Raw genomic sequence first — 14,953 nt, forward strand, 5'->3', positions numbered from 1 at the left:
CAGCCAGGGCGCACCGCCGGCACACGGGCGCACCGCGCCCCGCGCCTGCCGCCGCTCCGATGCCGCCACAGGCCGCGTACGCCACGTGTGCCCCGTGGGCCGCACCCCCACCCCGCCGCTCAGCACAGCGCCCGGGGTCACGTCACCCGTTCTCGGCCTGGAACATCCAGTGCTGCTTCTCGAGATCCGCCGTCGCCGAGATGAGGATGTCCTGGCTCACCGGGTCCGGCTCGGCGGTCGCACCGACCCGCTCGCGCATCCGCTCGATCACCGCGCCCAGTGCGTCCACCATGGCGCCCACCGCGGCCGTGTCGTCGACCCAGCCCTCGGGCGTCACCCCGATGCCGCTGCCGACGGCCACCGTCGCGGCGCGCCCGTCGGGTGAGACGCCCAGCGCCGCGGCGCGCTCCGCCACGGTGTCGGAGTGCGCCCGCGCGAGGGCCACCACCTCGTCGAGTTGCAGGTGCACGGAACGGAAGCGCTGCCCGACGACGTTCCAGTGGATCTGTTTCGCCACAAGAGCGAGGTCCACCAGGTCGACGAGGGCTCCCTGGAGCGCCTCGGACACGGTCTTCAGGTTCTCGTCGGACAACGGGCTCTTCACGACGTACATCCGCGCCTCCAAGGCTGGTCACCGCGTGTGGATTTCTCCCTCATTCCCTCAACCATCGCCGTCACGCACCGGACCGGCAAACGCACGCACCGGGAAGCCGCGGACAGGCGAAAACCCCGGCAGCGCCCCTCCGGATCTTCCGGAAGGACCCCGGCCGGGGCCTCTCACACCTTCACACCGCTCAGGCGGCGACGACGTCGACCGCCTCGGCGGGCGCCTTGATGGTCACCCGTTCCGGTGGCACGCCGGTCACCGAGACGGAGCCCAGCATCGGACGGACCGACGCGGGCACGGGTTCGCTGGGGGTCGCCGCAGCCGACCGGGCCAGCTCGGCGAGGGCGAGCTCGTCGCTCACTTCCCGCATGAGCTCGGACATCCGTACGTCCAGCGCGTCGCAGATCGCGGAGAGCAGCTCGGAGGAAGCCTCCTTCTGCCCCCGCTCCACCTCGGAGAGATAGCCGAGTGAGACTCGGGCGGACGAGGAGACTTCGCGCAGAGTACGGCCCTGGCGCTGGCGCTGCCGACGCAGCACGTCACCCAGCAGGCGACGGAGCAGAATCATCGGTGGCTCCCTCCTCGGGCCGTGTATCCGGATCCTTCTCGCCCCACCGTACCGCCTTGCGCTGCGGCCGTGCGGGGAGCGATGTCGTGTTCACTCTGGGCTGCAATCATCAAAACCCCCCGTTCCGTTCCGTATCCTGTGCCCGCTCATTCCCGGTCTGTTCGCCCGCAAGCTCCCCGAGAAGCAGTGCGAGTACGCTCCGTACACTCTCCATACGAATTTCCGCCCGGTCGCCGTTCAATCGCAGATGCTCCACTTTTCCGCCACCGGCAAAAACGGAATCCGTCACCGACGGCCCGCACACCGCCACATAGACCGCCCCGACGGGTTGCCCGTCCTGGGGATCCGGGCCGGCGACACCCGTGGTCGCGATGCCCCAGTCGGCGCCCAGCGCCTTGCGGACGCCGACCGCCATCTCGGCCGCCACCTGCGGATCCACCGCTCCGCGCTGCGCCAGCAGGGTGGCGTCGACGCCGAGCAGTTCGTGCTTCAGCTCGGTGGCGTAAGCCGTCACCGAGCCGCGGAAGACCTTCGACGCTCCGGGCACGGAGGTGATCTCCGCCGCGACCAGACCGCCGGTGAGCGACTCGGCGACGGCCAGCGTCTCACCCTTGACGGTGAGTAGTCGCACTGCTTCGGCAGCCCGGGAACTCAAGCTTCCGGCTCTTTCAACGCCGCTTCGCGCTCGATGATTCCCTTCCTGCGCAGCACCATGGCCTGCCTCACATAGTCGAGTCCGGTCACGACGGTAAGCACGACGGCCGCCGCCATCACCCAGAACCGCAGGGTGGCCAGCCACCCGGTCAGCGCCAGCACGTACATGCCGACGGCCACGCCCTGGGTGAGGGTCTTGAGCTTGCCCCCGCGACTTGCCGGGATCACGCCGTGGCGAATGACCAGAAAACGCAGCAGGGTGACGCCGAGTTCCCGGCCGAGGATGACTCCGGTGACCCACCAGGGGAGGTCGCCCAGCGCGGAGAGGCAGATCAGCGCCGCTCCCATGATCGCCTTGTCGGCGATGGGGTCGGCGATCTTTCCGAAGTCGGTGACGAGGTCGTAGGTGCGTGCCAGATGACCGTCGAACAGGTCGGTGATCATGGCGACGGCGAAGGCCGCCCACGCGAACGCGCGCCAGGCCGGGTCGTATCCGCCGTCGGCGAGCATGAGGGCGACGAATGCCGGTACGAGCACCAGCCGGAGCATGGTGAGCAGGTTGGCGACGTTCCAGACGCTGGCCTGGTTCACGGCCGCCGCCGTGATCTTCCCGCCCCGCGCCGACTGCCCGTCACGGTCGTCGTCGCCGTGGCCATTGCCGTTCCCGCCTGGGACGCGCTCGGTCATGCCGCCGGAAACCGAGGACCGGGAGGTGTCACCGCCCGCGGTCCCACCAGCCCTCGGGCGGCCCGCCGGACTCGCCGACGCCCTCCTCGCGCCGGAGGGGCCTCCCGCCGCGGATGCCGGGACACCCGTCATCTGCCAGCCTCCTGACTCAACGCGGGCGAACCCTGGAAGAGCGGCTCGGCCACCAGGTCGACACCTTCCGTGCCGACGACCTTCGCCTCGACCATACGGCCCGGCCGCAGACCGGTGCCGTTCGTGAGCAGTACCTGGCCGTCCGTCTCGGGGGCCTGGTGCGCCGCACGCCCGTACACGCCCTCCTCTTCGTCGACGGACTCCACCAGCACGTGCACGGTCTCGCCGACCCGCTCCTCGGCACGCTGCGAGACGAGTTCCTCGGCCATCCGGGAGACATGCGCCAGCCGCTCGGCGACGACGTCCTCGTCCAGCTTGTGTTCGTACGTCGCCGCTTCGGTGCCCTCCTCGTCGGAGTAGCCGAAGACACCGATGGCGTCCAGCCGGGCGTGGTTCAGGAACCGCTCGAGCTCGGCGAGGTCGACCTCGGACTCGCCGGGGAAGCCGACGATGAAGTTGGAGCGCACACCGGCCTGCGGCGCCTTGCTCCGGATGGTGTCGAGGAGCTCCAGGAAGCGGTCGGTGTCGCCGAAGCGGCGCATCGCCCGCAGCACGTCGGGCGCGGAGTGCTGGAAGGACAGGTCGAAGTAGGGGACGACCCCCGGCGTGGAGGTCAGTACGTCGATCAGGCCGGGGCGCATCTCGGCGGGCTGGAGGTAGCTGACGCGGACCCTCTCGATGCCGTCGACCTCGGCGAGTTCGGGCAGCAGGGACTCCAGGAGGCGGATGTCACCGAGGTCCTTGCCGTAGGAGGTGTTGTTCTCGGAGACCAGCATGATCTCCTTCACGCCCTGCTCGGCCAGCCACCGCGTCTCGTTCAGCACATCGCTCGGGCGGCGCGAGATGAAGGAACCGCGGAAGGACGGGATGGCGCAGAAGGAGCAGCGCCGGTCGCAGCCGGAGGCGAGCTTCACCGAGGCGACCGGGGTGCCGTCCAGCCGGCGCCGCAGGGGCGCGCGGGGTCCGGAGGCCGGGGCGACGCCGTCGGGGAGGTCCACCGGGCCGTGCCCCGGAAGGGCGACGGACGTGGCGGACTCCTGGCGCTCGGCAGGGCTGATCGGCAGCAGCTTGCGCCGGTCGCGGGGGGTGTGGGAGGCGTGGATGCCGCCGTTCAGGATGGTCTGGAGGCGGTCCGAGATGTCGGTGTAGTCGTCGAAGCCGAGCACGCCGTCGGCCTCGGGGAGCGCCTCGGCCAGTTCCTTGCCGTACCGCTCGGCCATGCAGCCCACCGCCACCACGGCCTGCGTTCTTCCGTGACCCTTGAGGTCGTTGGCCTCCAGGAGGGCGTCGACGGAGTCCTTCTTGGCGGCTTCGACGAAGCCGCAGGTGTTCACGACGGCGACGTCCGCTTCTCCGGCGTCCTCTACGAGCTGCCAGCCGTCCGCCTCCAAACGGCCTGCGAGCTCCTCCGAGTCCACCTCGTTACGGGCGCAGCCAAGGGTGACGAGTGCGACGGTGCGGCGTTCAGGCATGGGCTCAAGACTACTTCGTCCCGCTGACCCCCTATGTCGACGGGGTTGACCGACCGGGGCCGACCGATCCCGACCGACCCCGTCGGCGAAGCGTCGTCCGCCTCCGGCTATCCGGCCTGCGGGTCGCCCTTCGTGTACGTGAGACGCTCCACGGCCCCCGGCTGCCAGTCGTCCTCGATCTTCTTGCCGTTGACGAAGAGGTCGATCGCGCCGGCGTCACCGAGTACCAGGTTGATCTTCGTGCTGTCCTGGAAGGTCTTGGAGTCGCCCTGCTTGAGCAGCCCGTCGAAGAGCAGCCGGCCGCTGTGGTCCTTGGCGGAGATCCAGCTGCGCCCGTCGGGGGCGCTCACCATGACGGTCACCTTGTCCTGCGGCGCGGCCGCGATGGCGCTGTCCGAGGGTTCCGGCTCGGGGTCTGCGGGCTTCTTGGACTCGGGGGTGGACGATGCGGACGTGCTGGGGGTGGCGCCGTCGGCGACGTTCTCCTTGCCGCCTTCGTCACCGCCCTTGACCACGGTGAATCCGACGAAGCCGACCACGACGACGATCGCGGCGACCATGGCCGCGGTCCAGTTGGGTCCGCGCCGCTCCGGGCGGATGCGTTCCGCCTCGAACAGGGGGGCGGCCGGGGTGGGAGCCGGACGGCCTCCGTGCTCGGCCTCGTACTGGGCGATCAGCGGGGCAGGGTCGAGCTGCACGGCCCTGGCCAGGCTCCGGATGTGCCCGCGCGCGTATACGTCGCCGCCGCAGGGCTCGAAGTCGTCCGCCTCGATGGCGCGCACGATGCCGATGCGGACCCGGGTGGCGGTGGTGACGTCGTCGACGGTGAGGCCGGCGGCGATGCGTGCCTGCTGCAGCGCATGACCGACGGAGGGGCGGGTTTCCTCGGATACGTCTTCGAACGGACGCTCGTCTTCAGGAGAGTTGCCGATGGACACGGGGGCGCCTTTCGAGCGTGTAGCCACCTGTGCTGGAGGTTCAGTCTAGGGGGATGACAAAAGGGTGGGGCAACCGGGCGGTAGGACTTTGTACGCCATCGGAATGGCCCGAGACACCGATGGCGAACCTGCGGTTTGGCGCTTCCCTCACGTTGACGTACGCCGAAGGGAAACGGTTGCGCGGTGAGGCCTTACGGGTGGGTCACGATCCGCCGTCCGGCTGCGGCGGAGCAACGGCCGCGTCCTTCCTACCCCTCAAACTCCCCCCGGATCAGCGCGATCACGCCATCCAGCTCATCGGCCTTCACAAGAACGTCACGCGCCTTCGAACCCTCGCTCGGCCCGACGATGTTCCGGGACTCCATGAGGTCCATGAGCCGGCCGGCCTTCGCGAAGCCCACGCGCAGCTTGCGCTGGAGCATGGACGTCGACCCGAACTGGGTGGAGACGACCAGTTCGGCCGCCTGGCACAGCAGGTCGAGGTCGTCGCCGATGTCCTCGTCGATCTCCTTCTTCTGTTGGGTCCCGACGACGACGTCCTCACGGAAGACGGGCGCCATCTGGTCCTTGCAGTGCTGGACGACGGCCGAGACCTCCGCCTCGGTCACGAACGCGCCCTGCATGCGCGTGGGTTTGTTCGCGCCCATCGGCAGGAACAGCCCGTCGCCCTTGCCGATCAGCTTCTCGGCGCCGGGCTGGTCGAGGATGACCCGCGAGTCGGCGAGCGAGGAGGTGGCGAACGCCAGCCGGGAGGGCACGTTCGCCTTGATCAAGCCGGTGACGACGTCGACCGACGGCCGCTGTGTGGCGAGCACCAGGTGGATGCCGGCCGCCCGCGCGAGCTGCGTGATCCGCACGATGGCGTCCTCGACGTCGCGCGGGGCGACCATCATCAGGTCGGCCAGCTCGTCGACGATCACCAGCAGGTAGGGGTACGGCTGGAGCTCCCGTTCACTGCCCTCGGGCGGTTTGGCCTTGCCCTCGCGCACCGCGCGGTTGAAGTCGTCGATGTGCCGGTAGCCGTAGGCGGCGAGGTCGTCGTAGCGCAGATCCATCTCACGTACGACCCACTGGAGGGCCTCGGCGGCCCGCTTGGGGTTGGTGATGATCGGTGTGATCAGGTGCGGGATGCCCTCGTAGGCGGTGAGTTCCACGCGCTTGGGGTCGACCAGGATCATCCGGACGTCCTCCGGGGTCGCCCGCATCATGACCGAGGTGATCAGGCAGTTGATGCAGGACGACTTGCCGGAGCCGGTGGCGCCGGCGACCAGCATGTGCGGCATCTTCGCCAGCGAGTCCATCACGTAGCCGCCCTCGACGTCCTTGCCGAAGGCGACCAGCATCGGGTCGTCGTCCTCGGCGGACTCCGCGAGGCGCAGCACGTCACCGAGGTTGACCATCTCCCGGTCGGTGTTCGGGATCTCGATGCCGACGGCGGACTTGCCGGGGATGGGACTGATGATGCGCACGTCGGGGCTGGCGACGGCGTACGCGATGTTCTTCGTCAGCGCGGTCACCCGCTCGACCTTGACGGCCGGTCCGAGCTCCACCACATAGCGGGTGACCGTCGGGCCGCGGGTGAAGCCGGTGACGGCGGCGTCCACCTTGAACTCGGTGAAGACCTTCCGCAGGGCTTCGACTATGGCGTCGTTGGCCGCGCTGCGCGCCTTGCCCGGGCCGCCGCGGATGAGCAGGTCGAGCGAGGGCAGCGAGTAGGTGATGTCACCGGAGAGTCGGAGCTGTTCCGCGCGGGCGGGCAGGTCTCGGGGTTCGGCGGGCGGCGCCTTCGTCATGTCCAGGATGCCCGCCTTGGGCTTCTCCTGCTTCGGCTCGTCCCCCCTCGGCTTCTCCTGCTGGGGACGGGTGGCCGGGACCGGTGTCGGCGTGGTCGGCTCGCGGTCCCCCACGCGTACGCCCTGGGTGAGGTCGGCGACGATCGGCGAGGGCGGCATCCCGTGCAACACGGCACCGTCGAGCGCGGCGGCGGCAGCGGCGGCCACGTCCACGGCGTCCATCGGCCGGTTCGCGCCGGGCTGCGGCACCGCGGACCGGCGCGGGCGGGAGCGCCGCCGGGAGAGCGCTTCCTGCTCCGTAATGTCGGGGATGCCGGGGATGCCGGGGGCGTACTCCTGAGGCGCCCGTCCGTGTCCGCGGCGGCCGGCGGGCAACGCCTGGCGCCACTGCTCCTCGTAGCGCTCGTCGTCATCGCCGTACTCCTCCGGCGTCCGGTCGTGGACGAGCCCCAGCTTGGTACCGAGCAGCCGCAGCCGCTGCGGGACGGCGTTGACCGGGGTGGCCGTGACGACCAGCAGACCGAAGACGGTGAGCAGCACCAGCAGGGGCACGGCGAGCACATCGGTCACGGTGTACGACAGTGGCGTGGCCGCGCCCCAGCCGATGAGCCCGCCGGCGTCCCGGATGGCGTGCATGCCGTCGCTGCGGGCGGGCGAGCCACAGGCGATGTGGATCTGGCCGAGTATCCCGATGAGGAGGGCCGACAGGCCGATGACGATGCGGCCGTTGGCCTCCGGCTTCTCCGGGTGCCGGATGAAGCGCACGGCGACGACCGCGACCAGGATCGGCACCAGCAGGTCGAGCCGGCCGAAGGCGCCGGTGACCAGGATCTCCACGAGGTCGCCCACGGGCCCCTCGAGGTCGGCCCAGGTGCCCGCGGCGACGATGAGTCCGATGCCGAGCAGCAGCAGCGCGAGGCCGTCCTTGCGGTGGGCGGGGTCGAGGTTCCTGGCACCCTGCCCTATGCTGCGGAAGACCGCCCCGACGGCGTGCGCCAGGCCGAGCCACAGGGCGCGCACCAGGCGGTAGACGCCGCCCGTCGGGCTGGGAGCCGGCTTGGGCACGGGTTTCTTCGCCGCGGCCTTCTTGGCCGTAGTGGCTTTCCCGGCCGTGGCCTTCTTCGCGGGCGGCTTCTTGGCGGCGGCCTTCTTCGCCGGAGCCTTCGCGGAAGCAGCCGTCTTCTTCGCGGGTGGCTTCTTGGCGGCGGGGGGACGTGAGGCCATGGGGGTGAGGTTACCGGTGGAGACGCCTGTGGACACGCGCGCCAGATGCTTCACCCGTTCGTGTCGCTTCGACGGAGGCGCCGAACTGACGCCGCCTCACCCCGGAACCGCGCCGGGTGAGCGGCAAGAACCTCACCCCGCCGGTCAGTTCTGCGACGGAATCGGCGACGCGGGGCCCGTGCCCGGCTCCAGCGCGTCCAACGCGCGCCGCAACCCCGTGAGCTTGCGCTCCAGGTGGGCCGCCGTGGCCACCGCGGCCGCGTCGGTCGATTCGTCGTTGAGCTGCTTGGTCAGGGCCTCGGCTTGTTCCTCGACAGCCGCGAGCCGCGCGGAGAGTTCGGCGAGCAGGCCGACAGGCTCCTTCTGCTCCCCGGGCTCCTTCTCGTCGCCCTCCAACTGGAGCCGCAGCAGCCCCGCCTGCTCCCTCAGCTGGCAGTTCTTCATGTACAGGTCGACGAACACCGAGACCTTCGCGCGCAGCACCCACGGGTCGAACGGCTTGGAGATGTAGTCGACCGCACCTGCCGCGTAGCCGCGGAAGGTGTGGTGCGGGCCGTGGTTGATCGCGGTGAGGAAGATGATCGGGATGTCCCGGGTCCGCTCCCGGCGCTTGATGTGCGCCGCGGTCTCGAAACCGTCCATGCCCGGCATCTGGACATCCAGCAGGATGACCGCGAAATCATCCGTGAGCAGTGCCTTGAGCGCTTCTTCCCCGGACGATGCCCGTACCAGCGTCTGATCGAGCGCCGAGAGGATCGCCTCCAGCGCCAGCAGATTCTCCGGCCGGTCATCGACCAGGAGGATCTTGGCCTTCTGCACCATGGCCCGCCCTCCTCGCCCCGGCTTGGGGCCTCCCCTGTCCGCAGGACCTGGATAAGCACCGACTGGTGCCGCCCCAGGGGACGACTCCCTTGCGCCGCCCGTCCTTGTGCCGGTCATCGTAGCCGCACCCCGCCTGTCGCCACACCCTGTCACCGTGATGTCACTGTGCACGTAGCGGAAACGCGGCAGGAGACCAGAAGGTTCCCCGGATCACGTACTTCTACACAACTTCGCGCACACCACGACAACGATTCCCCGTGCGCGGCGAAGTCTCCCACCACCATCGCACGCCGAGGGGGCGCCGCCCACGCGCCCCCTCTCCCGTGGTGTCGCCCTCAGGCCCCCTCACGCCCCCTCAGCCCCCCTCAGCCCCCTCATCCATTCCTGCATCACCGACAACAGGTGATCGGGGTCGACGGGCTTCGTCACGTAGTCGGAGGCTCCCGACTCGATCGCCTTCTCACGGTCGCCCTTCATCGCCTTCGCGGTGAGCGCGATGATCGGGAGCCCCGCGAACTGCGGCATCCGACGGATCGCCGTCGTCGTCGCGTAACCGTCCATCTCGGGCATCATGATGTCCATCAGGACGACCGCCACGTCGTCGTGCTGCTCCAGCACCTCGATGCCCTCGCGGCCGTTCTCCGCGTACAGCACGGAAAGGCCGTGCTGTTCCAGGACGCTGGTCAGCGCGAACACGTTGCGGATGTCGTCGTCGACGATGAGCACCTTCTGTCCGCCGAACCGGATACCGCGGTGCGACCGGGCCACCGGCTCCTGCTCCTGCTCCATGCCGGACCCCTGCTCGGGGGCCTGCGGCGCGGGCCGCCGCTCCAGCTGGGGCAGCGGCCTGCGGCGCCGCCGGAACAGCGCGGCCGGACCGTTCTGGATCTCCCCGTACGACGTCACCTCGACCGGTGTCACGACCGCGGGGTCGGCGGACGCCGCCGACGTCGCCGGACCGCCGCTCTCCAACGTCGGCATGGACTGCTGGTAACCGTGCGGGGGCAACTCGCTGGGGTACAGCGGGAGATACAGCGTGAACGTCGAGCCGCGGCCCGGCTCGCTCTGCGCGTAAATCTCACCACCGAGCAGTTGCGCGATCTCCCTCGAGATGGACAGCCCGAGCCCCGTGCCACCGTACTTGCGGCTGGTCGTGCCGTCCGCCTGCTTGAACGCCTCGAAGATCACCCTCATCTTGCTGGCGGCGATCCCGATGCCCGTGTCGGACACCGAGAACGCGATCAGGTCGGCGTCCGGGTCGGTCAGCGAACCGGCCTCCAGCAACTGCTCCCGGATGGCCTGCGGAACGTCGTCCCGAGCCGGCCGGATGACCAGCTCGACCGACCCTGAGTCGGTGAACTTCACCGCGTTCGACAGCAGGTTGCGCAGCACCTGGAGCAGCCGCTGCTCGTCGGTGTGCAGCGTGGCCGGCAGCTCCGGGGAGACCCTGACCGACAGGTCCAGGCCCTTCTCCGCGGTCAGCGGCCGGAAGGTGGCCTCCACGTAGTCCACGAGCTGGACGAGCGCGATACGCGTCGGAGAGACGTCCATCTTGCCCGCCTCGACCTTCGACAGGTCGAGGATGTCGTTGATCAGCTGCAGCAGGTCGGAGCCTGCGCCGTGGATGGTCTCGGCGAACTCGACCTGCTTCGGGGAGAGGTTCCCCTCGGCGTTGTCGGCGAGCAGCTTGGCCAGGATCAGCAGGGAGTTGAGCGGCGTCCGCAGCTCGTGCGACATGTTGGCCAGGAACTCGCTCTTGTAGCGCATGGAGACCGCGAGTTGCTCGGCGCGCTCCTCCAGGACCTGCCGCGCCTCCTCGATCTCGGTGTTCTTCACCTCGATGTCGCGATTCTGCCGCGCCAGCAGTTCGGCCTTCTCCTCCAGTTCGGCGTTGGACGCCTGCAGTGCCTTCTGCCGCTGCTCCAACTCGGCCGAACGTTCACGGAGTTGCTCGGTCAGTTCCTGCGACTGAGCCAGCAGCAGCTCCGTCTTGGTGTTCACCGAGATGGTGTTGACGCTTGTCGCGATCATCTCGGCGATCTGGTTCAGGAAGTCCTTCTGGATGTGCGTGAACGGCGTGAAGGAGGCCAGTTCGATGACGCCCAGCACGGTCCCCTCGAACAGCACCGGAAGCACGATCACCTGGGCCGGCGGCGCCTCCCCGAGCCCCGAGGAGATCTTCAGGTAGCCACTGGGCGCGTTCTCCACCAGGATCGTGCGCTTCTCCATGGCGGCCGCCCCGATGAGCCCCTCACCGGGCCGGAACGACGTCGGCATGGAGCCCAGCGAGTAACCGTACGAACCGAGCATGCGCAGCTCGTACTGGTCGTCCTCGGTGACGCTCACGTCCTCCCCGTCGACCAGCGGCATCGAGAGGAAGAACGCGCCGTGCTGTGCGGAGACCACGGGCGTCAGCTCGCTCATGATCAGCGAGGCCACGTCCTCCAGGTCCCGGCGGCCCTGCATCAGCGCGGAGATGCGGGCCAGATTGCCCTTCAGCCAGTCCTGCTCCTTGTTGGCGATCGTGGTGTCGCGCAGGTTGGCGATCATCTTGTTGATGTTGTCCTGGAGTTCCTGGATCTCCCCGGACGCGTCCACGTCGATCTTCAGGTTCAGGTCGCCGCGGGTCACCGCGGTCGCCACGCGGGCGATGGCCCGCACCTGCCGGGTCAGGTTCCCGGCCATCTCGTTCACGGACTCTGTCAGGTCCCGCCAGGTGCCGTCGACGTCCCGCACACGGGCCTGACCGCCGAGCTGGCCCTCCGTGCCCACCTCGCGGGCCACCCGTGTGACCTCCTCGGCGAACGACGACAGGTTGCCCACCAAGGTGTTGATGGTGGTCTTCAGCTCCAGGATCTCCCCGCGCGCGTCGATGTCGATCTTCTTCGTCAGGTCACCCTTGGCGATGGCCGTGGTCACCATGGCGATGTTGCGCACCTGACCGGTCAGGTTGGACGCCATCCGGTTCACGGACTCGGTGAGGTCCTTCCACGTACCGGCCACACCCGGTACGTGGGCCTGACCGCCGAGGATGCCGTCCGTACCCACCTCGCGGGCCACCTTGGTGACCTGCTCGGCGAACGAACTCAGCGTCCGCACCATGATGTTGATGGTGTCGGCGAGCTGCGCCAGCTCACCGCGCGCCTCGATGGTGACCTGTCGCGTCAGGTCGCCGTTGGCGACCGCGGCGGAGACCTCGGAGATGTTCCGCACCTGGGTGGTGAGGTTCTTGGCCATCAGGTTGACGTTGTCGCTCAGGTCCTTCCAGATGCCCGTGACCCCGGGTACGTGGGCCTGGCCGCCGAGGATGCCCTCGGTGCCCACCTCACGCGCCACCCTGGTCACCTGCTCGGCGAACGACGACAGCTGGTCCACCATCGTGTTGACGGTGGTGACGAGCGCGAGGATCTCGCCCTTGGCATCGACGGTGATCTTCTTCGACAGATCGCCCTGGGCCACCGCGGTGGTGACCTCGGCGATGTTGCGCACCTGGAGGGTCAGGTTGTTCGCCATGCCGTTCACCGACTGGGTGAGGTCCTTCCAGGTGCCGGAGACGCCCTGTACCTCGGCCTGACCGCCGAGCTGGCCCTCCGTACCCACCTCGCGGGCCACCCGTGTGACCTCCTCGGCGAACGACGACAGCTGGTCCACCATCGTGTTCAGGGTGTTCTTCAGCTCCAGGATCTCGCCGCGCGCGTCCACGGTGATCTTCTGCGACAGGTCACCCCGGGCCACCGCCGTCGCCACCTGGGCGATGTTCCTCACCTGCGCGGTGAGATTGCCGGCCATGCCGTTCACCGAGTCGGTGAGGTCGCGCCACACCCCGGCGACACCGGGCACCTGCGCCTGCCCCCCGAGCCGACCCTCCGTGCCCACCTCGCGGGCCACCCGTGTGACCTGGTCGGCGAAGCTCGACAGCTGGTCCACCATCGTGTTGACGGTGTTCTTCAGCTCCAGGATCTCGCCGCGCGCGTCCACGGTGATCTTCTGCGACAGGTCACCCCGGGCCACCGCCGTCGTGACCTGGGCGATGTTGCGCACCTGGCCGGTCAGATTGGACGCCATCGAGTTTACGGAGTCGGTGAGTTCCTTCCAGGTACCCGACACGCCGTCCACGCGGGCCTGACCGCCCAGGCGGCCCTCCGTGCCCACGTCCCGGGCCATGCGTGTGACCTGGTCGGCGAAGCTCGACAGCTGGTCCACCATCGTGTTGACGGTGTTCTTCAGCTGGAGCATCTCGCCGGAGACGTCGACGGTGACCTTCTGCGACAGGTCACCGTTGGCCACCGCCGTCGTCACCTGGGCGATGTTCCTCACCTGACCGGTGAGGTTGCGGAACGCGGTGTTGACCGAGTCCGTCAGGTCCTTCCAGGTCCCCGCCGCCCCCGGCACCTGCGCCTGCCCGCCCAGCTCACCCTCGACACCGACCTCGCGCGCCACCCGCGTGACCTCGGCGCCGAAGGAGGACAGCTGGTCGACCATCGTGTTGACGGTGTTCTTCAGCTCCAGCATCTCGCCGGCCACGTCGACGGTGACCTTCTGCGACAGGTCACCGTTGGCCACCGCCGTCGTCACGGCGGCGATGTCCCTCACCTGGGTGGTCAGGTTCCGGAACACGGTGTTGACCGAGTCCGTCAGGTCCTTCCAGATACCGGCGGCGCCCGGCACGTTCGCCTGCCCGCCCAGCTGCCCCTCGGCCCCGACCTCGTTGGCGACCCGGGTCACCTCGTCCGCGAAGATCCGCAGCGTCTCGGTCATCTGGTTGATCGTCTCGGCCAGCCGAGCGACCTCACCGCGCGCCGGTACGGTCACTTTCCGTGACAGGTCGCCGTTGGCGACGGCGGTCGTCACCTCCGCGATCCCACGCACCTGGGCCGTCAGGTTCCCGGCCATGGTGTTCACCGAATCGGTGAGTTCCTTCCACACGCCGTCCACCCCGGGCACCTGCGCCTGTCCGCCCAGCGCGCCCTCGGTGCCCACCTCACGCGCGACGCGCGTCACCTCGGAGGAGAACGCCGAGAGCTGGTCGACCATCGTGTTGACGGTGTTCTTCAGCTCCAGCATCTCGCCTTCGACATGCACGGTGACCTTGCGTGACAGGTCGCCGCGGGCGACCGCCGTCGTCACCAGCGCGATGTCGCGCACCTGCGCCGTCAGCCGCTCCGCCATGGTGTTGACCGAGTCCGTGAGGTCCTTCCACGAACCGGACATGCCGCGCACCCGGGCCTGACCGCCCAGCTTGCCCTCGGTACCGACCTCGCTGGCCACGCGGGTGACCTCGTCGGTGAAGCTCGACAGCTGGTCGACCAGGTTGTTGACGGTACGGCCGACCTTCAGGAACTCTCCGCGCAGCGGCTGCCCCGATCCGTCGGTGACCTGCGTCCGCAACTCCATCCGCGGCGACAGATCACCCTCGGCCACCGCCGACAGCACCCGGCTGACCTCGGAAACGGGCCGTGCCAGATCGTCCACCAGCGCGTTCGAGTTGTCGATCGCGGTCGACCAGGAGCCCTCGCAGGGCCCCGTCTCCAGGCGCTCGGTGAGCTTCCCCTCACGCCCCACCATGCGCCGCACCCGCGCCAGTTCACCCGTCAGATGAAGATTGCGGTCGGCCACCTCGTTGAAGACCGCGGCGATCTCCGACATCGGGCCGTCACCGGACACCGTGAGCCGCTTGCGGAAGTTGCCGTCCCGCATCGCCACCAGAGCCGCCATCAAACGGTTCAGGGCCGCCGAGTCCACCTCGGTGGTCCCGCCCCGCGCCCTGCCCCGCCCACTCAGGGACCGTCCGCCCTTCGCGCGCGTGTTCGTGCCCCGCGTCGCTGCGCCAGACTCCACTGTGTCCCTCCCGCAGGGGTCGACCGTTACTGCTTGTGCTCGGGCACCGCCGCACGGCGTACCCGTGAAAGCTGTTCCTACTGCTTACTCTGCTTACTCGTGCATGTTCCTGTACTGCCGCGATACCTGCCCGGCCGACCGGGGGGCCATCCGAAGCCACTGCCCGCCCGGCACGGAAGACACCCCGCCTGTCCGGACCTTCGCAACAACAAGCCTGC

Annotated in this window: 9 protein-coding genes; all 9 read right to left on the reverse strand. The window is 69.2% G+C overall.

The window, feature by feature from the left end:
• Nucleotides 1-142 precede the first annotated feature (142 nt).
• Nucleotides 143-613: a Dps family protein gene (locus AC6F7H_RS04830; protein ID WP_500755427.1), complete on the reverse strand. Its 471-nt coding sequence runs from the start codon at nucleotides 611-613 to the stop codon at nucleotides 143-145.
• A gap of 181 nt (nucleotides 614-794) precedes the next feature.
• On the reverse strand, nucleotides 795-1,175 hold the full coding sequence (locus AC6F7H_RS04835) for a helix-turn-helix domain-containing protein (protein ID WP_109380085.1): 381 nt from the start codon (nucleotides 1,173-1,175) through the stop codon (nucleotides 795-797).
• Between the two features lie 109 nt (nucleotides 1,176-1,284).
• Nucleotides 1,285-1,830, reverse strand: coding sequence for a CinA family protein (locus AC6F7H_RS04840; RefSeq protein WP_500755428.1), 546 nt, complete (start codon nucleotides 1,828-1,830; stop codon nucleotides 1,285-1,287).
• Nucleotides 1,827-2,648: a CDP-diacylglycerol--glycerol-3-phosphate 3-phosphatidyltransferase gene (gene pgsA / locus AC6F7H_RS04845; RefSeq protein WP_500755429.1), complete on the reverse strand. Its 822-nt coding sequence runs from the start codon at nucleotides 2,646-2,648 to the stop codon at nucleotides 1,827-1,829. The genes AC6F7H_RS04840 and pgsA overlap by 4 nt, the downstream gene beginning before the upstream one ends.
• Nucleotides 2,645-4,120, reverse strand: coding sequence for a 30S ribosomal protein S12 methylthiotransferase RimO (rimO, locus tag AC6F7H_RS04850; protein ID WP_500755431.1), 1,476 nt, complete (start codon nucleotides 4,118-4,120; stop codon nucleotides 2,645-2,647). Before rimO ends, pgsA begins: the two co-directional genes overlap by 4 nt.
• Before the next feature lie 107 nt (nucleotides 4,121-4,227).
• On the reverse strand, nucleotides 4,228-5,058 hold the full coding sequence (locus tag AC6F7H_RS04855) for a helix-turn-helix domain-containing protein (protein ID WP_500755432.1): 831 nt from the start codon (nucleotides 5,056-5,058) through the stop codon (nucleotides 4,228-4,230).
• 248 nt (nucleotides 5,059-5,306) lie between these two features.
• Nucleotides 5,307-8,075: a DNA translocase FtsK gene (locus AC6F7H_RS04860; RefSeq protein ID WP_500755433.1), complete on the reverse strand. Its 2,769-nt coding sequence runs from the start codon at nucleotides 8,073-8,075 to the stop codon at nucleotides 5,307-5,309.
• Nucleotides 8,076-8,219: 144 nt separating this feature from the next.
• Complete coding sequence (locus AC6F7H_RS04865; protein WP_500755435.1) at nucleotides 8,220-8,897, reverse strand: response regulator; 678 nt, start codon at nucleotides 8,895-8,897, stop codon at nucleotides 8,220-8,222.
• 345 nt (nucleotides 8,898-9,242) lie between these two features.
• Nucleotides 9,243-14,735, reverse strand: a complete 5,493-nt coding sequence (locus AC6F7H_RS04870) for a HAMP domain-containing protein (RefSeq protein ID WP_500755436.1) — start codon at nucleotides 14,733-14,735, stop codon at nucleotides 9,243-9,245.
• Nucleotides 14,736-14,953: the final 218 nt, after the last annotated feature.

It is taken from the genome of Streptomyces sp. MMS24-W38 (genome assembly GCF_059889265.1).